16 protein-coding genes are annotated in these 17,516 nt (G+C 63.9%); 4 read left to right on the plus strand and 12 right to left on the minus strand.

Annotated elements, in window-relative coordinates:
- Window positions 1-5: 5 nt before the first annotated feature.
- The 3 genes from gcvPA to VOI18_RS09430 all read left to right on the plus strand — a co-directional run bounded on the left by gcvPA (window position 6) and on the right by VOI18_RS09430 (window position 3,554).
- Window positions 6-1,349, plus strand: a complete 1,344-nt coding sequence (gene gcvPA / locus VOI18_RS09420) for an aminomethyl-transferring glycine dehydrogenase subunit GcvPA (protein WP_323762150.1) — start codon at window positions 6-8, stop codon at window positions 1,347-1,349.
- 2 nt (window positions 1,350-1,351) lie between these two features.
- On the plus strand, window positions 1,352-2,932 hold the full coding sequence (gene gcvPB / locus VOI18_RS09425; RefSeq protein WP_323762151.1) for an aminomethyl-transferring glycine dehydrogenase subunit GcvPB: 1,581 nt from the start codon (window positions 1,352-1,354) through the stop codon (window positions 2,930-2,932).
- A 316-nt stretch (window positions 2,933-3,248) separates the two neighbouring features.
- Window positions 3,249-3,554 (plus strand): hypothetical protein, encoded by a 306-nt coding sequence (locus VOI18_RS09430; RefSeq protein ID WP_323762152.1) that lies wholly within the window; start codon window positions 3,249-3,251, stop codon window positions 3,552-3,554.
- 11 nt (window positions 3,555-3,565) lie between these two features.
- On the opposite strand, the gene VOI18_RS09435 is transcribed toward VOI18_RS09430, so the two are convergent.
- The 11 genes from VOI18_RS09435 to VOI18_RS09485 form a co-directional block, all read right to left on the minus strand.
- Window positions 3,566-4,870 (minus strand): type II toxin-antitoxin system HipA family toxin, encoded by a 1,305-nt coding sequence (locus VOI18_RS09435; protein ID WP_323762153.1) that lies wholly within the window; start codon window positions 4,868-4,870, stop codon window positions 3,566-3,568.
- Window positions 4,867-5,226 (minus strand): helix-turn-helix transcriptional regulator, encoded by a 360-nt coding sequence (locus tag VOI18_RS09440; RefSeq protein ID WP_323762154.1) that lies wholly within the window; start codon window positions 5,224-5,226, stop codon window positions 4,867-4,869. The genes VOI18_RS09435 and VOI18_RS09440 overlap by 4 nt, the downstream gene beginning before the upstream one ends.
- 197 nt (window positions 5,227-5,423) lie before the next feature.
- Window positions 5,424-5,975, minus strand: a complete 552-nt coding sequence (locus tag VOI18_RS09445) for a F0F1 ATP synthase subunit B (RefSeq protein ID WP_323762155.1) — start codon at window positions 5,973-5,975, stop codon at window positions 5,424-5,426.
- Window positions 5,976-5,978: 3 nt separating this feature from the next.
- Window positions 5,979-6,548 (minus strand): F0F1 ATP synthase subunit B', encoded by a 570-nt coding sequence (locus VOI18_RS09450; RefSeq protein WP_323762156.1) that lies wholly within the window; start codon window positions 6,546-6,548, stop codon window positions 5,979-5,981.
- A gap of 74 nt (window positions 6,549-6,622) precedes the next feature.
- Window positions 6,623-6,847 (minus strand): F0F1 ATP synthase subunit C, encoded by a 225-nt coding sequence (locus tag VOI18_RS09455; RefSeq protein WP_323762157.1) that lies wholly within the window; start codon window positions 6,845-6,847, stop codon window positions 6,623-6,625.
- A gap of 58 nt (window positions 6,848-6,905) precedes the next feature.
- Entirely contained in the window at window positions 6,906-7,700 is a 795-nt protein-coding gene (locus VOI18_RS09460; RefSeq protein ID WP_323762158.1) for a F0F1 ATP synthase subunit A, read from the minus strand.
- A gap of 53 nt (window positions 7,701-7,753) precedes the next feature.
- Window positions 7,754-8,080: an AtpZ/AtpI family protein gene (locus VOI18_RS09465; RefSeq protein WP_323762159.1), complete on the minus strand. Its 327-nt coding sequence runs from the start codon at window positions 8,078-8,080 to the stop codon at window positions 7,754-7,756.
- A 124-nt stretch (window positions 8,081-8,204) separates the two neighbouring features.
- The gene (smc, locus tag VOI18_RS09470) at window positions 8,205-11,651 is read right to left on the minus strand and encodes a chromosome segregation protein SMC (RefSeq protein WP_323762160.1); all 3,447 of its coding nucleotides are present in this window, start codon (window positions 11,649-11,651) and stop codon (window positions 8,205-8,207) included.
- Window positions 11,652-11,717: 66 nt separating this feature from the next.
- The gene (locus VOI18_RS09475; RefSeq protein WP_323762161.1) at window positions 11,718-12,476 is read right to left on the minus strand and encodes a thioredoxin domain-containing protein; all 759 of its coding nucleotides are present in this window, start codon (window positions 12,474-12,476) and stop codon (window positions 11,718-11,720) included.
- Window positions 12,477-12,484: 8 nt separating this feature from the next.
- Window positions 12,485-13,264: a thioredoxin domain-containing protein gene (locus tag VOI18_RS09480; protein WP_323762162.1), complete on the minus strand. Its 780-nt coding sequence runs from the start codon at window positions 13,262-13,264 to the stop codon at window positions 12,485-12,487.
- 22 nt (window positions 13,265-13,286) lie between these two features.
- Window positions 13,287-13,826, minus strand: a complete 540-nt coding sequence (locus tag VOI18_RS09485; protein ID WP_323762163.1) for a DUF721 domain-containing protein — start codon at window positions 13,824-13,826, stop codon at window positions 13,287-13,289.
- 57 nt (window positions 13,827-13,883) lie between these two features.
- Here VOI18_RS09485 and mutY point away from each other — a divergent pair, with 57 nt between their 5' ends.
- The gene (mutY, locus tag VOI18_RS09490) at window positions 13,884-14,936 is read left to right on the plus strand and encodes an A/G-specific adenine glycosylase (protein ID WP_323762164.1); all 1,053 of its coding nucleotides are present in this window, start codon (window positions 13,884-13,886) and stop codon (window positions 14,934-14,936) included.
- On the opposite strand, the gene VOI18_RS09495 is transcribed toward mutY, so the two are convergent.
- Window positions 14,933-17,509, minus strand: a complete 2,577-nt coding sequence (locus VOI18_RS09495; RefSeq protein WP_323762165.1) for an ATP-binding protein — start codon at window positions 17,507-17,509, stop codon at window positions 14,933-14,935. The genes mutY and VOI18_RS09495 overlap by 4 nt on opposite strands.
- Between the last annotated feature and the right edge of the window lie 7 nt (window positions 17,510-17,516).

Raw genomic sequence — 17,516 nt, forward strand, 5'->3', positions numbered from 1 at the left:
ACCCTATGCGATACCTCCCCCACACAGACACCGACCGGAAGGCCATGCTCGATGCGATCGGCGTGGCTTCCATCGATGAGCTTTTCACCGATGTGCCGGAAGCGGCGCGACTGGATGGTCTTATCGACCTGCCGACCAAGCAGACCGAGCTGCAGGTCGAACGCGCCATGGCGGCCATGGCCTCGCGCAATGTCGCGGCCAGCCAGGCGCCGTTCTTTGTGGGAGCGGGCGCTTACAAGCATCATGTCCCGGCGACCGTGGATCATCTGATCCAGCGTTCCGAATTCCTGACGGCTTACACGCCCTACCAGCCGGAGATCTCGCAGGGGACCTTGCAGACCCTGTTTGAATTCCAGACCCAGGTGGCGCTCCTGACCGGCATGGATGTGGCCAATGCCTCCATGTATGACGGCTCCACGGCCTGCGCCGAAGCGGTCATGATGGCGGCCCGCGTGACGCGGCGGACAAAGGCCGTGATGGCCGGTTCGGTCCATCCGCACTATGTCGAAGCCTCCCAGACCCTGGCCAAGTATTCCGATGTCTCGATTTCGGTGACGGACGCGGCCCCGGCCGATCTGGACGCCGTGATTGCCGAGATCGATGACACGACAGCCTGCGTCGTCATCCAGACGCCGGACATTTTCGGTCGCCTGCACGATCTGCGGGAAGTCTCGCGGATCGCCCATGAAAAGGGTGCTCTCGTCATCGCCGTCTTCACCGAAGCTGTGTCGCTGGGGCTGGTTGAAGCGCCGGGCAATATGGGTGCGGACATCGCTGTGGGTGAGGGCCAGTCGATCGGTGTCGGCCTCAATTTTGGCGGTCCCTATGTCGGCCTGTTCGCTTGCAAGGATGATCGTCGCTTCATCCGCCAGATGCCGGGCCGCCTGGCTGGCGAGACCATCGATGCCGATGGTCGCCGCGGCTATGTGCTGACCCTGTCGACCCGCGAGCAGCATATCCGCCGCGACAAGGCGACGTCGAATATCTGCACCAATGCGGGCCTGTGCTCGCTGGCCTGGACCATCCACATGACGCTCTTGGGCGAGAAGGGTCTGACCCAGCTGGCCCGTCTCAATCACGAGACCGCCTGCGAGCTGGCCGATGCGCTGTCAGCCGTGCCGGGCGTCGAGCTGGTCAATGAGACCTTCTTCAACGAGTTCACCCTGTTGCTGCCGAAGAATGCCGACCAGGTGGTCAATGACCTGGCGCGCTTTGGTGTGCTCGGCGGTGTGCCTGCCAGCCGCCTCTATCCGGGCCGGTTCGAGAATTATCTCATCGTCGCCGCTACAGAAACCAACACGCCGGAAGACATCGCCGTCTTCGCCAAGGCTCTTGCGGGAGTGCTCTGATCATGTCGATGAACACCCAAGGACGCCCCACCCGCATGGCCGACAATATCGCCCCCGATAATCTGGCAACCGGTGGCTATGCCGACACCATCTCCGGCAGCCGCGGTCTCGACCAGGCCGAGCCGCTGATCTTCGAGCGCGGCGACATGGATCGCTGCGGTGTTGATCTGCCGGAGCCGAAGGGCCTCAAGGCCCGCCTGGGCGGTCTCCAGCGCAAGGATGCGATCGGCCTGCCCGGTCTCGCCGAGCCGGAGACGATGCGCCACTATGTGCGCTTGAGCCGGAAAAATTACGCCATCGATCTGGGCCTTTATCCGCTCGGCTCGTGCACGATGAAGCATAATCCGCGTCTCAACGAGAAAGTCGCGCGGATGCCCGGCTTTGCTGATGTCCACCCGCTGCAGCCGGCCTCGACGGTGCAGGGCGCCTATCAGGTGATGGGCGAGCTGGCCCATTGGCTGATGACGCTGACCAACATGCCCGCCGTCGCCCTGTCGCCCAAAGCCGGTGCCCATGGCGAATTCTGCGGCATGATGGCGATCCGGGCCCGTCTCGACGCCGATGGACAGACTCATCGCCGCCGCGTGTTGGTGCCGGAAAGCGCCCACGGCACCAATCCGGCAACCGCCGTTCAGTGTGGTTTCACGGTCGACGAAATCCCGGCGGACAAGACCGGCCGTGTCGACATGGAGGCCTTCAAGGCCAAGCTCGGCGATGATGTGGCCGGCATCATGCTGACCAATCCCAATACCTGCGGGCTGTTCGAGCGGGACATTCGCGAGATCGCCGACCTGATCCACGAGGCGGGCGGCTATTTCTACTGCGATGGTGCCAATTTCAACGCCATTGTCGGCCGGGTCCGCCCGGGTGATCTCGGCGTTGATGCCATGCATATCAACCTGCACAAGACCTTCTCCACCCCGCATGGCGGCGGTGGCCCGGGTTCCGGCCCGACCGTGCTGTCCGAAGCGCTGGCGCCATTTGCGCCTGTTCCCTACGTCGTCGAGACGGAGAAGGGCGGCCTCGAGCTGGTCGAGCATATGGACGACGCCGAAGGCGACCCGTTCGGCCGCATGGCGGCCTTCCACGGCCAGATGGGCATGTTCACCCGTGCGCTCACCTACATGATGAGCCATGGCTCGGATGGTCTCAAACAGGTCGCCGAGGATGCCGTCCTCAATGCCAACTACATCCAGGCGCGCCTCAACCCTGTCATGACCGTGGCTTTCGAGGGCACCTGCATGCACGAGGCCCTGTTCGATGATCGCTTCCTGAAGGGCACCGGCGTCACCACGCTCGACTTTGCCAAGGCGATGATCGATGAGGGCTATCACCCGATGACCATGTATTTCCCGCTGGTTGTCCATGGCGCCATGCTGATCGAGCCGACCGAGACCGAGTCGATGAGCGGTCTGGACCGCTTCATCGAAGTCCTCGCAGCGCTCGCCACCGCGGCCAAGGCCGGTGACACGGACCGCTTCCTGGCGGCTCCGGTCCATGCCCCGACCAAACGCCTCGACGAAACCCGCGCCGCCCGCCAGCCGGTCCTGCGCTGGACCCCGCCGGAACAAGCGGCCGAGTAACGATTCCGGCATCCGGGACCACGCACTGCGCGGTCCCGGATGACAGGGCGGCCCTAATCCGATTAATTTATGCGCACCGTCTGAGCCGCAGGAGGTTCCGACGATCAGGGTGGGGTGGATAGTCCTGTCCTGCAAAGCCGGTTCGCGAAACCGGTGCGCAGATGCAACATCTTGCCGCCGACTGATGAGCGCGCCTGAATTTCGGCGCTTTTGTCTCGCATTGGGGTGATGTTTACGCGTTTATGGTTGTCTGTCCGTCCGCGCATCCCATATCGGAGATGCGCCCCGACGGACGGGGTTGGAGATGGTCGCAGCGATGAATGAGAGCCTGAACGGTTGGGCGAGAAGCCATCCGATTGGCGCCTTCGTGGTGCTGATCATCCGTGGCATCTGCATCGCCGTCGGCTTGCTGTTGATGGTGATCTCTGTTCCCGTCGCGATACTCACGCCCTTCCCGCTGGTCCCGATCGGCGCCTTTGTCGGCCTGATGGGCCTCATCCTGGTCGCCGGTGCTTCCAAGACGTTGCACGCCAAGATCACCGACATGCTGCGCAAGGTTCCGTGGCTGTGGAAGCGTGTTCGCTGGGCCTTCGGAGAGAAAGACGTTGACCCGGCGGAATAACCGGATCGTATTCACACCCAGTCTTTGCGGAACAGTGACCAGGCTGTCGCGGCCAAACCCGCGGGGACACCAGCGGCATCAACATGTTTCCACCAGTTGTGGGTCGCAGCGAGCACACCATCCAGCATTGCCTTGAGGCGTGCCGGCTTGATGTCGGCAAACCGCCCGAACCGCACCAGATCTTCGAGCTCGAAATCATCGGTTTTTCCCGACAGTGACATCTGGTGCTCCGACGTCCAGGCGCCGGACGGATTGTAGGCGTAGACAACGTCATAGGCCGGGGCGAGGGACCATTGTCCGGCCCTGTCCATCAAAAAGGCGATATTCTTCACATGATCATCCTGGTTGCGGATGACGATATTGAGGAGGGCGCGCCGGACCATCTCCTCGCGGGCCTGGTGGCCGAGACCCAGCATGCGGATCGTCTCGATGGCCTGCTCATAGCTGTAGGCGCGTGACTGGTTGAAGTCGAAATGACGCATCGCGCCAAGGCTCTGCATGTGCAGCTTCTTGCCGTCGCTGGTCCGGTCGAAGCGACGGGTCATGAAGTGTGCCCGCCCGCCTTCTTCGTGCAGGCGGCAGTCGGTCATCACGATCCCGGCTTCGCGGGCGAGCAGGTGGCAGGCAAATTCAAGACGGCCATAGCCGAGGGGATCGGCGACTTCCTTGTCGGCATTCTCACTGACCCCGTCGAACTTCAGCAGCCAAGGCTCAAAACCTGTGGACTGGTCGAGTTGACCTGAACGAAATGCGCCGCTACCGGGATTCCAGGCGAGTACAGCCTTGGCACGGGCGCCGCCGGCTGATGTCCCGACCCGCAATATGTCTTCGAGGACCAGATGGTCATCATCGCCGGTGAGGCGTCCCTTGAGTTCGAGGCGGTCCTTGACCAGGCTGTCGGCCAGCGCGACCAGTCCGCTGATGTCCAGCGACCGCCCCACGCTCGGTGACGGGGTGCGCGCCGACGGTTCGAACTCGAGCGCGCCCATGCCGCGGCGGCCCGTATAGCAGAGACGCTCGACCGGGTTGAAACTGTCTGGCTGGCGGCCTTGTTCGGCAAGCCAGCGATTGATCAGCAGATTGCCGAACTTGTCGGGCAGGCTGTCGGCGAGGAGGCCGGGCAGGCCCTTGAAGGTACCGCGTGGCAGGTCGGGGAATTCGAACACGCCAGGCCGCAGTGGCATGGCGAGCGGGGCGGGCTGGATGCCGGAGTGGGTGAACGCCGGAACGTATTCAAAGACGCCGATATCACGGTCATCATCCCACAGGACAGCCCCGATCCGGCGGCCCCACAGGATCACGTCGGCTCGCGTCATGCTTCGTCCTCATCACCCCATTGCCAGGGACGCTTCGGGGCCTTGGCGCTGTCGCGAACGCGTTGACGGGGGTGTTTGCGAGCGCTGCGCGGGTCGAGCGGACTGAGCGCGGCATCCGGTACCAGCGCCAGAAGACGATCATCCATATCCAGTGCGCGGAGCACCCGGGCGACCGTGTCCAGCGTCCCGTTCCCGCCCGCCTCCAGACGCCGCAGGGTTCGGCTGGAAATGCCGGCCTGTTCGGCGAGATCTTCCTGTTTGATGTGACGGGCAATCCGATAGCGTTCGATCCGCGCCCCTATCTGTTTCAACAGGGCGTCAATGGGCAGGACTTCGTCTGAGTAATAATCTGCCATAATTGTCCGTTTATATCTTCAAATTGTTATTAACGGACAATTATGTCGTTTTGGAAAATTTGTCAAACCGGACGTATGCGTCCCGTTATAGGTGCTAGGTAGCCTTACCGGAATATAATGTCCGCTTATGCGACTGAAGCAGAAAAAAGCCCGCGACACACATCGCGGGCTTTCTGCAATTCCGGTTCCGGCCTGAACTAGTTCAGGCGCTCACCGACCGACTTGATATCGGCATCAACGAGTTTGTTGAGGTCGGCCTTTTTCAGCTGGGACTTGAAAATCACCTCGGCAGCCTGTGCGGCCAGTTCAGCTGCTGCCGCCTTGACGTCAGCGGCGGCCTGGGCCTCGGCTTGGGCGATCCGCTGTTCGGCCATGGCGGTGCGGCGTTCAAGGCGCTCCGTCATTTCCTTGCGGGCTTCTGCCTTCAGCGATTTGGCCTCGGTCTTGGCCTGGGCGATGATGGCGTCTGCTTCCGCCTCGGCCTCACGCTGCTTGCGCTGGTAGGAGGCCAACATCTCGGCGGCTTCCTCGCGCAGGCGCTTGGCTTCATCCAGCTCGTTGGCGATGCCCGTCGCGCGGTCGTCCAGCGTCTTGGCGATCGTCTTGTGAACGCCCATGTGCAGCAGAAGGCCAAAAAAGACCAGCAGTGCCAGGAAAGCGTAGAAGGACGGGTCGCCTGGCTGGGCGGCAAGCCATTCCAGGATGGACTGCTCTTCGCCGTGACCGGCGTCTTCAGCACGGATCATCATGGCTTAAGCCTCCTTCGCCTTGATCAGCCCGTCGACAGCCTTGCCGGCATCAGCCTCGGAGACCTCGACGCCAGCCAGCGATGCCACAACAGCGGACGTTGCCGTGGCGGCAATGCCGCGCACTTCGGCGAAAGCCTTGTCCTTGGCCTTGCGGATGGCGGCTTCCGACGCTTCCTGCTTGGCGTTCAGCTCGGCTTCGACTGCGGCCGTTTCCTTGGCAATCTCGGCGTCCAGCGTCTTGCGCGTTTTGGCGGCAAGGGCGTGAGCCTTGTTGCGGGCTTCGGCGAGCGATTTTTCATACGCTTCGCCGGCGGCCTCGGCATCAGCCTTGGCTTGGGCGGCAGCGTCCAGATCGTCGGCGATGCGGTCGCGACGGTCTTCGATCGTCGTCTTGATCTTCGGCAGGATGAGACGGTCCAGCGCGATGTACAGGATCACGAAGGCAATCGTCAGCCAGAAGAGCTGCGACGCGAAATAGGTCGGGTCGAAGGGCGGGAACACGCCCGAGTCTGCATGATCGGCAGCAGCGTCGGCGACGTGGTGGGCCACTTCTGAATGCGGTGCGTGCGTCATGGGACGCCGGCTCCTCTAGTCAGGTGGAGCGAAGAAGTGCGGCCGCGCCGGGTGGCGCGGCCATCACTGAATGATCAGGCCACGAACAGCAGGATCAGGGCGATGAGCAGCGAGAAGATGCCCAGCGCTTCGGTCACGGCGAAGCCGAAGATCAGGTTGCCGAACTGCGACTGTGCAGCCGACGGGTTGCGCATGGCACCCTGCAGGAAGGAACCAAAGATGTTGCCCACGCCGATGGCTGCGCCGAGCATGCCGAGGCAAGCGAGGCCGGCACCGATGTATTTGCCCATGTCTTCCATGTCAGAAACTCCTTTTGAGGGGCTGTATCAGTTTGTGGTTAGCGGTGACGCCTGCGGATCAGTGACCCGGATGCAGGGCGTCGTTGAGATAGATGCAAGTCAGGATCGCGAAGACGTAGGCCTGCAGGAAGGCGACCAGGAATTCCAGCGCCGTCAGGCCCAGTGTCATCGCGAAGGGGAAAATGCCGGCCAGATAGCCCGGCAGTTCGCCCATGCCCATCGAAGCCGAGCCGGCCGCCAGCATGACGATGAAGCCGGCGAACACTTTCAGCAGGATGTGCCCGGCGAGCATGTTGGCGAACAGACGCACCGAATGGCTGATCGGACGGGACACGAAGGAGATAATCTCGATCAGCGTCACGAAGGGCAGGATGAAGATCGGCACACCGGAAGGTACGAAGATCTTGAGGAACTTCGCGCCATTCTTGAACACGCCATAAACAATCACGGTCAACCAGACCAGCATCGCCAGGGCGACGGTCACGATCAGATGGCTGGTGATGGTAAAGGAGTGGGCACCCGGCGCCGGGAAGTAGGGGAACATGCCGAGCATGTTGGCGACCAGGATGAAGATGAAGAGCGTGAAGACGAAGGGGAAGAAGCGCAGGCCTTCCTGTCCGGCTGTCGAGCGGACCATGTCGGCGACAAAGCCGTAGATGATCTCGGCCACCGACTGGGCGCGATTGGGAACGAGCGCGCGGCTCGACATGGCGACCAGGAAAAGCACGATGGTCACGGCCGTCGTCAACACCATGAAATAGCTGGAGTTGGTGAAAGCCAGATTCAGACCGAATGCCTCGAAGGGGAAAACCTCGTGGACTTCGAACTGTTTGATCGGGTTGGTGTCTGCCACGCCCGGCCTCTTTCATGTCTTGCGGCTTGCGCCGTCCTGAACCCGTGAAACCGTCAGGCGTTATCGCCGTCCGACTCCGATGTTATCTCGCGTGCGGCGCGCACAACATTGAGTGTGCCCGCCGCGAAACCCAGCATGGTGCCGATAATCAGACCCCAAGGACTGATTCCGACGAGCGCGTCGAGCACATAGCCCAGTACGCCCCCGACCAGAACACCGCCGAAAAATTCCGACCCGTAGCGCATGCCCAGGGACCAAGCGGAGTTGGGCTGTCTTCCGGCCGGTTCCTCGTGCTTCGCGCGCTTCGCATCAATGCGCTGCTGCAGCTCGTCGAGATCGGCTCGTGAATTGTTGCGCTGGCTGTCGTTTTCGCCTGACATGTTTGACCGGTCTGCCCGTGGGAGAAGAGCCCCCCAGCAGGCGCGCGCACACTATCCACGGGCCTCGGCCAAGTCAAGCAAGGCTGTCCCCTGTGTAAGTCTCTGAAAAATATGTTGGTATAAGCTATTCGGCAGCGATCAGCTGTTCCGCACCGACGAGGTCGACCGAGACCAGCTGGGAAACGCCGCGCTCGGCCATCGTCACACCGTATAGACGGTCCATGCGCGACATGGTCAGCGCGTTGTGAGTGATGACCAGGAAACGGGTCTCTGTGAGGCGACGCATTTCCTTCAACATGCGGCAATAGCGATCGACATTGGCGTCATCGAGTGGCGCATCGACTTCATCGAGCACACAGACCGGTGCCGGGTTGGACAGGAAGACGGCAAAGATCAGGGCCGAGGCGGTCAGCGCCTGCTCACCACCGGACATCAGGGCCATGTTGTCGAGCTTCTTGCCTGGCGGGCAGGCGAAGATCTCGAGGCCGGCTTCAAGCGGATCGTCATGCTCGGTCAGGCGCAACTCGGCATGCCCGCCTTCGAACAGGGTCTCGAACAGGGTCTGGAAATGGTTGTTGACGATGTCGAAGGCTTCCAGAAGGCGGGCCCGGCCCTCGCGTGACAATTCGTCGACGGCCTTGCGAAGGCGGGCAATGGCCTCGACCAGGTCATCACGCTCGCGGGTCATCTCCTCGATCTTGGCCGACAGTTCCTCGGCCTCGTCATCGGCACGCAGATTGACCGCACCCAGGCGTTCGCGGGACTGGCGGGCCTCATCCAGCCGCCGTTCCAGTTCGGTCGGGCTCAGCTTGGACATCTCGTCCTCGTCGAAGCGCGTACTCAGTGTGCCCGGCGCTTCACCGGTCGCGTCCTGCAAGCGCTCGGTGGTTTCGGTCAGGCGTTCGCGGGCGGCGTTGAGCGTCGCCTCGGCGGCGGCCCGGCCCTCTCGGGCTGCGGAAGCGGCAGCCTCGGCCTGGCGGGCGGCGCTATCGGCGGATTTGACTTCGCTTTCGTTGGCAGACGCGGCCTGGCGGGCGTCTTCGGCGGCCGACCCGGCGGCCCGCAGCTTGGAGGCCAGCTCGAACAACTGGTCCTCGATCACTTCCGGGCGGGCGCGGGCGGTTTCCAGCCGGGTCTCGGCTTCGGTGCGTTCGCTGGCGATGTCCGCGAGGCGGGCCTCGGCCGATTTGCAGCGTTCGGCCCAGGCGTCATGGTCGCGCTTGAAGCCCATGCGGCGTTGGCGACGTTGTTCCCGCTCGCGCTTCAGGCTCTCGAGCGCCGCGCGGGCATCGGCCGCGGCCGCGCGCGCTGCGTCCGCGGTCTCGCGGGCGGCGTCGAGTGCGTCGGTGTCGCCTTCGGCGGTCTCCGCCTCGACCAATACGGCCCGGGCCTCATCGATGGCCTTGCGGTTTTCAGCCTGTTCGGCGGTGAGTCGGTCGAGCCGTTCCTGCAGCGCCGTGGCGCGCGCGGCGTCCTTGGCGGCGCTTTCCCGAAGGTCGGACGTGCGGGCCATCGCTTCGCGGGCCCGGCGCTCGGCCGGCGCGACATTGGAGCGGGCAGTCGCCTCGGTTTCGCGAGTGGCCCGGGCGGTCTCGCGCGCTGCCACTTCAGCCTCGCACGCCGTGTCGTGGGCAGCGAGGGTATCGTCCAGTTCGACCTGAATGGCGTCGAGCCGGTTCTTCTGTTCCAGCCGGGCCACCGCGGCTGAGGGGGCATCGGCACGCGCTACCAGCCCGTCCCAGCGCCACAAATCCCCTTCACGGGTCACAAGGCGCTGGCCGGGTTTGAGTTTGGCGGCAGCCTCAAGAGCCTTGTCGGCCTTGATGACACCAACCGCGTCCAGCCGCGCCTTCAGGGCCGGCGGTGCCTGGATGTGGTCGGACAGCGGCACACAGCCGCCCGGCAGGGCCTCGGCATGGCAGGTCGTCTGCGCCCAGTGGCGCGCCGCATTGGCATCGAGCGAGGCGTCAAGGTCATCCCCCAGGGCCGCAGCCAGCGCGTGTTCATAGCCCGGCCGGGCGCGGACGGCTTCGATGGCCGGCGACAGGGTTTCGGCTTGTGATCCGGCCAGCAATCGCTCCAGGGCCCGCATCTCGCGCTCAAGGGTTTCACGTTGGCCGGATGCTTCGCGCCAGGTATCGGCCGCGGCTTCCAGTGCCTGGGCGGCTGACTGGCGGGCCTGCTCGGCTTGTTCCAGGGCAGCGCGGACCTCTGCCAGGTCGGCCTCGGCGGAGGCGGCAGCGGTCTCGGCGGTGTCCAGTTCCGCCAGAGCCGTCGAATTTCTTACCCGATCGAGCTCGGACCGAGCGCCATCGATTTCGCGCTCGATCTGGCCGAGCCGGGCTTCGTGGCGAGACAGGTCGCGCCGGGCGCTGTCGATGGCAGCCCGCTTGTCGGCAGCCTCGCCAGCCCGGGCGTCCAAAGCGTCCTCGGCGGCCTGCCGGGCGGCCTCGGCCTGGTCTGATGTCTGCACGGCCGCGTCCAGCGCCGCCTGCTCGTCTTGGGTTTCCGTATCGATCCGGGCGATCTGCGCCTCGGCCTCGGCGCGGCTGGTGCGGGCATCCTCGGCGATGTCGGTTTCGCGCCGTGCCGCGTTGGCGAGATCGTCGAGGCGACGTTCCAGGCCGTGGATGGAGCGCTGCACGTCTTCCGCATCGCGCTGCAACCGGTCGCGCTCGCGCTCGAGCAGGCGCAAGGCGGCCGCGGCCTCGGCTTCGGCCTGTCGAGCAGGTTCGCGCGAAGCCGCGAGGACTTCGGCGCGCGTCCGCGCTTCGGCGGCGGCGAGGCTTGAGTCCTCGGTTGCGGCCCGCTTTTCAGCCAGCACACCCTCGGCAGTCTCGACAGCAGTGGCGGCCTCGCGCCAGCGATTGAGCCAGACCGCGGCTTCCAGCGCCCGGATCGAGGCGGACAGCTTGCGGTAACGCGAGGCCTGCCGCGCCTGTCTTTGCAATGAGCCAAGTCGGGCGGTGATCTCGTCGATCACTTCCTGAAGCCGGTCCAGATTGGTCTCAGCACCCTTCAACCGCAGCTCGGCCTCGTGACGGCGGGCGCGCAGTCCGGACACGCCGGCGGCCTCCTCAAGCACGCGGCGACGGTTCTGAGGCTTTGATGCGATCAGTTCGGAAATCTGGCCCTGGCGCACGAGGGCCGGTGAGTTGGCACCGGTGCCGGCATCCATGAACAGGAGTTGGACATCCTTCGCCCGCACTTCCTCGCCATTGATCTTGTAGGCGGATCCGGCGCCGCGGGTGATGCGTCGGGTGACGTCGAGCGTGTCGGCGTCGTTGAATCGGGCCGGGGCCAGCTTGTCGGCATTGTCGACGGACAGCACGACTTCGGCAAAGTTTCGGGAGGGGCGGGCGTCGGTTCCGGCGAAGATGACGTCTTCCATGCCGTCGCCGCGCAGCGATTTGGCAGATGTCGCCCCCATCACCCAGCGCAGGGCTTCGAGCAGATTCGATTTGCCGCAACCGTTGGGTCCGATCACGCCTGTCAGGCCCGGATCAATCCGCAATTCCGTCGGTTCGACGAATGACTTGAATCCGGCCAGCCTCAGCTGTGTGAACTTCACCCGGTCTCCCTTGCGCCGCGAAATACCTGTATCGCATCCAATTGCGGCGCTGGCGTGAAGGCCTGCCTAGTCAGCCGAATCGGACTCTTCAAGGAAGTGAAGGATGATTCGGCGGAAAGAGTCTCCGTCCAAACGACCCGGCACGGTGTCACCGGCAATCATCAGGGGCTCGCCGCCATGCAGGAAAATGGTCGGTCCTGCCGTTGCGTGATTGTGTCCGGCCTCGCCGTCGCCGGGGTGGCCGATGGAGAGGAGTTCACCGGCAATGATGAAGCTGGGGGTCGAGGTGACCCCGTCTTCCGATGCCTGCACCGCCAGCGCCGTCACATGCTCGTTCATCTCGGTGTTGCGGAAACAGGCCAGCAAGGTTTCGGCCGAGCCACCGGTGGCCGCTGCAATGCGATCGTAGACGGCCAGTACATCGCCGCCATCTCGGGCGGTCTGGAAAATGTTGGCCTGTTCGTGAAAGAGCAGGTCGACGGCGTCAAAATAGCGATCTTCCGGCACACATTCCGTGAGAATGACGCCGGCACCGGCGATTTGCGGCGGTGCGGTCAGCATCGGCCGGATTGAATAACGGATCAGCCCGGTCTCAACGAACTCGGTCTGGATCATTGGCCAGACCTCGGTCTGGAAATGCGCACAATGCGGGCAGGCAAAAGACGCGTATTCGATGATCAGCAAGCCCGCGTCCGGATCGCCGGTGACCCGGTCGGTCGGGCGCAGCTCTCCCGCGCCCTCCGCGAGTTGGGCCTGCGCCATTCCTGGCAGTGCCAAGGCGGCAATGAGGACGGACAGGCCGGCCAGAAGACGCGTGACTGACATCACCAGACCTATTCCTCGCCGCTTTCGGCGCCGTCATCGGCGGCGGGCATCGCAGCATCGGTGTTCTCGGCGATCAGGTGATCGAGAATCCGGCGGAAGGTCTCCGCATCGGAAAAATTCGGGACCGGCTCCCCGTCGATGATCAATTGTTCGCTGCCGAGGAAATAGGTGTAAGCGCTTTCGCCGGGGGCGCGGCGGGAGTCGAGCAGCTCGCCATTGAAAATGAAGCGCGGCGTGCCGGTGATGCCCTCTGCGCCGGCCCGATCGTTGGCGTCCAGGATATCCTGGGTGATGGTCTCGTCAGACAGGCACTGGGTAAAATCGGCTTCGCTCATACCCATCGAACGGGCGATGGCCAGGTACTGGTTGCGGGCACTGCCCTGTGTCTGCGCGGCTTGGAAAATGGCGTTTTGCTGTTGGAACAGCAAATCGACCATGTCGTAATACCGGTCTTCCGGCACGCAATGGGCCAGCGAGAAACCGGCAATGGCAAACTGGGCCGGACCGGTGATCATTTCGCGCAGGACAAAACGGACCTGCCCCGTTTCGATGTAGTCGCTCTCCAGCATCGGCCAGACTTCATTGTGGAAGGTGGCGCAATGCCCGCAGGCAACCGACGCATACTCGATCATGGTGACCGGTGCATCCGGGCTGCCGAGGCCACGATCTCCGGCCCTTTCAAAGCTGGTCTGACCAGCGGACGGGGCGTCACCACTACCGCCGCAGGCAGAAACAGCCAGAACTGCGGTCATGGCCGCGGCGGAGAAAAGTCGTCGGGTCAGGCTCATTCAGGGTCCCCCTGCCAGATGGTCACGATCCCTCACGGGCTTTGACCGCACGTTCAAAACGGTTAAGCGCGGACAATAGACGCGCCTCGGGTGTTTGCTCCACCCCTTCGTTCACTTGTGACGATGTTTTCATCGGCTTCACATCCGCTTGATCGCCGGGTTTGTTGCGCTTGAACGTGGCGCTGGCCTGACCTTGCAGGATGCGCAATCGGGTCGGGGCCCGGTCGCCGGCAAATGTCCTCACACGCTCCAGGATGCGTCTTGATTCGGCCTGCAGGATGGCGGCCGCCGCCCCGCGCGCACGTATGACAAGCGTATTGACCCCGCCCGACCGTTGCACGGTTTCCGGCTCGCTCCACTTGGCCAGGCGCTCGCCGACAATCTCGGTCCAGTGCTCGCGCAATTGCTCGACGCCGACCCCGAAGCGTCGTGCGAGGGGGCGCAGGACGCGCTCCATCGCCCGTGCAGTGGAGGGCAGGGGTCTGGCGGCGGGACGGCCGCGCCGACTGTTGATGAAGTCGGTTGCAGCCTGTTCCATCGTTGACGGGGGCGGTTTGCGCATCATGCTTCCAGTTTCGCTTCGAACGTCTTCGCCTGCAACCGGTCTGCCCTTCAACCCATGCCCCATGACATCACCCGCCTCCGCCGTGAACTGCTGGCCTGGTACGACCGTGAAGGTCGCACATTGCCATGGCGGATCAGGCCGGAAGAGCGAATTGCCGGCGGGCCCGCCGCCGATCCCTACGCTATCTGGCTGTCGGAGATCATGCTGCAACAGACCACCGTACCGCATGCGACACCCTACTGGCATCGGTTCCTGACGCTCTGGCCCACCGTTCAGGACCTCGCCAGGGCGCCGCGCGACGACGTGCTGCGGGAGTGGGCCGGACTGGGTTATTATGCCCGCGCCCGCAATCTGCATGCCTGTGCGATCCTGGTGGCGGGCCAACACGGCGGACAGTTTCCGGCCACAATGGAGGGATTGCTGTCGCTGCCGGGCATTGGTGACTACACCGCGAACGCCATCCTCGCGGCGGCTTTCGACAAGCCGGCCAGTGTGGTCGATGGCAATGTCGAGCGGGTGGTCACGCGTCTCCACCGGGTCGACACGCCGCTGCCGAAAGCCAAGACGGAGATCCGCAAGCTGGCCGCTGCGATCTCGGATCCCGACCGGTCCGGTGACTATGCCCAGGCGATCATGGACCTTGGCGCGACGGTATGTACGCCGCGCAATCCGGCCTGTGCAGCGTGTTGCTGGGCTTTTGCCTGTTCCGCGAAAGTAGCCGGCGACATGGAGCGGTATCCGGTCAAGGCCGCCAGGAAGGTCAAACCGGTCCGTCGCGGGTCTGCCTGGCTGGTGCGCCGGTCCGGGCAAGTCTGGCTGCGCAAACGCGCCGATGCGGGGCTGTTGGGCGGAATGACCGAGGTGCCGTCCTCACCGTGGCTTGAAACCGGGGATGACGGCCTTGCGCCGCCGCTCGCGGCGGATTGGACCCGCCGCGGTGAAATCCGCCATGTGTTCACCCATTTCGAGTTGCGTCTCGAGGTCCATGAAGCCGAGGCCGGTGCCGGTTGGGAGCCGGAGACCGGGTACTGGGTGGATGAGGCCGCGCTCGATGGCGAAGCCCTGCCCAGCGTCATGCGCAAGGTGCTTGCGGTGCGCCGGATCTAGTCAGGTCGCCAGGGCCGCAATTCCAAGGCCCGGCGCATGGCGGCGAACAGGCTGGACGGGTTGAGGGGTTTGGTGGTGTAGGCGTCCATGCCTGCGGCGAGGCAGATGTCTGCATCCTGCTCGGAGGCATTCGCGGTCAGGGCGACGATCGGGGTTTCACGCCAGGCGGCGTCGCTCTCGCGCAGGCGCCGGGTCGCTTCCAGCCCGTCCATGACCGGCATGCGGACATCCATCAGGACAATGTCGAACGGCTCGGCTGCCAGCGCCTCAAGTGCGGCGTGGCCATTCCCGGCCTCGGTGATAGTGACATCCAGCGGACCCAGATACGCAGCCGCAACCTGCCGGTTGATGTCATTGTCCTCGACCAGCAGGATTCGCAGTCCCCGCAGGGTCTCGAACTCGGCATCACGGGCCAGAGATGTCGGTGAACGGTCGACCGGGTCGACCTGTGCCGCGCCCGACTCGCTGGCGATGATGGTGAGGGTGAAGGTGGATCCCTGGTCCGGCTTCGATGTGGCGGTGATGTCGCCGCCCATCAGGCGGGCAAGATCGCGGGCAATCGACAAGCCCAACCCGGTACCGCCAAACTCGCCCGCGATGGCAGCGTCGCTCTGGGTAAAGGGGGCAAACAGTGTGTCGAGCTTGTCGGCCGCAATACCAATACCGGTATCGCGAACGCAGACTTCCAGCAGGCCGTCACTGCCGGTGCCGGCAATCCAGCTGGCCGAAAGGCTGACGGAGCCGGTATTGGTGAATTTGATGGCGTTCGAGAGCAGGTTTGTCAGGCACTGGCGCACGCGCAAGGGGTCGAGTAGCAGCTGATCGGGCAAGCCGGGATCGACGTCGATCCGGAAGGCGAGGTCTTTGGCTGCCGCCGCCGCTTCAAACAGGATGTGCAGGTCGCGCAGGAGCCGGGCCGGATCGGTCTCGACCGGCGCCAGACCCATCTTGCCGGCTTCAATCTTTGACATGTCGAGCACGTCGTTGAGCAGTTGGGTGAGGGTTTCGCCGCTTTCCTGGATCATTCGGGCCTGGTCCTGGCGTTGTTTCGACCGTGACGTCGTCCTCAACACCCGCGCGAGGCCGAGTATCCCGTTCAGCGGCGTGCGTATTTCGTGACTCATTGTGGCAAGGAAGGTGCTCTTGGCCTTGTTCGCCGCTTCCAGCTCGCGCGTTCGCTCGGCGACCCGGGCCTCGAGAAGATTGAGCGCATCCTCGTTCATGGCCCGTTGTTCTTCCAGCGTGCGGGCGAGTACGCCGAGCTCGTTCTGGCTGTCCAGCAATCTGCCCAGGGAGCGGTTTTCCGCGGCCGGACGCGGGCGCGTGGCACCGAAATGCCGGGTCAGGTCGACCAGTGGCTGTGCAACACGGCGGAACAGGATGAAGTAGGCGAGGATGGCCTGGATGATCACGCCCAGAATGCCAATTGAGAGCGTGATAACGAGTTGCGCGGCAATGTCCCGGCGCAGGATGGACCGGTCAACAAGCGACAGCGTCATCCAGCCGGGACCGCGAAGTCGGGAATAGGCGATCACCCAGCGGCCATCGCTGCTGGGCAGCACGCCGAAATCGCGCGTCGCGGGCTCCAGTTCCAGCCGGTCCATGATGGCACGCAAGCCATAATGTTCGTACAGCGCCTCAACGCGAGCCTCGGTGACGGTCGCACCGATCAGTTCGGGGTGAGCGATCAGATTGCCGAACTGGTCGATCAGGAGATTCTCGCCATGCGGCGGCGGCCCGGCCATGGCGGCTGCGAAATAGTCCTGCAATTGAATGGTGGTGCCAAAGGCGCCAATCGGCACGCCGTCCACGTCATAGGGTGTGAAACAGCCAGTGGTCAGGGATTGTTCTGTCCGCACGGAGATCAGTTGGGTCAGCTCGGCGCAGACAAACACCCGATCCGGATTGAGTTGCGGACTGACCAGTTCGACGAAGTCGACGGCGTTCAGGTCGAAGGTCGCGGGCGCATCCCGACGATAGAACATCAGCCGGTCTTCACGAGTGGCCGCCGAGATGACCAGTTCGTTGGTGAAATTGAAGTAGTAGATGTTGTCGATCAGCCCGGACAGGGCCTGTCCCGCCGAGTCGACGACGAGATAGGCGGAGACCAGCCGGCGGCGATCCAGGGCGGTCCAGCCGTCCGGCGGGTTGAGATAGGCTGCTACCCCGAAATGATGATTGCCCAGACTGTCGTGATACCCGTCGAACAAGCCATCTGCGCTGCGCCGCGTGCCGTCCGGCTGGAGCGGAAACAGATCGTCGAACCGGGCTTGCACATCGGTGTCGTTCAGGGCGTCCAGCCGCGCCTCGAGACGATTGATGGACGTTTGATGGGCCTGTTCGATGGTGTCGAACAGGCCGGCATTCCGGCGTCCACGCTCGTCAATATAGTTTTCAAGCTGCGCCAGCTGCTGGTTTTCGAGATCGGCGGAGAAGGCGAGGGCGGCCATGATGACGCCGGATCCGGACACGACCAGCGAGGTCGCGAGCACGATCATAAGAATCAGCCAGGCGATCGACCTGTGTCCCGAACTGGTCTGGACAGGCCTTCCGGCCGTCGGATGATCGCCCATGCAGCGC

Origin of the sequence: Maricaulis sp., assembly GCF_034670125.1 — a bacterium.
GTDB lineage: Bacteria > Pseudomonadota > Alphaproteobacteria > Caulobacterales > Maricaulaceae > Maricaulis.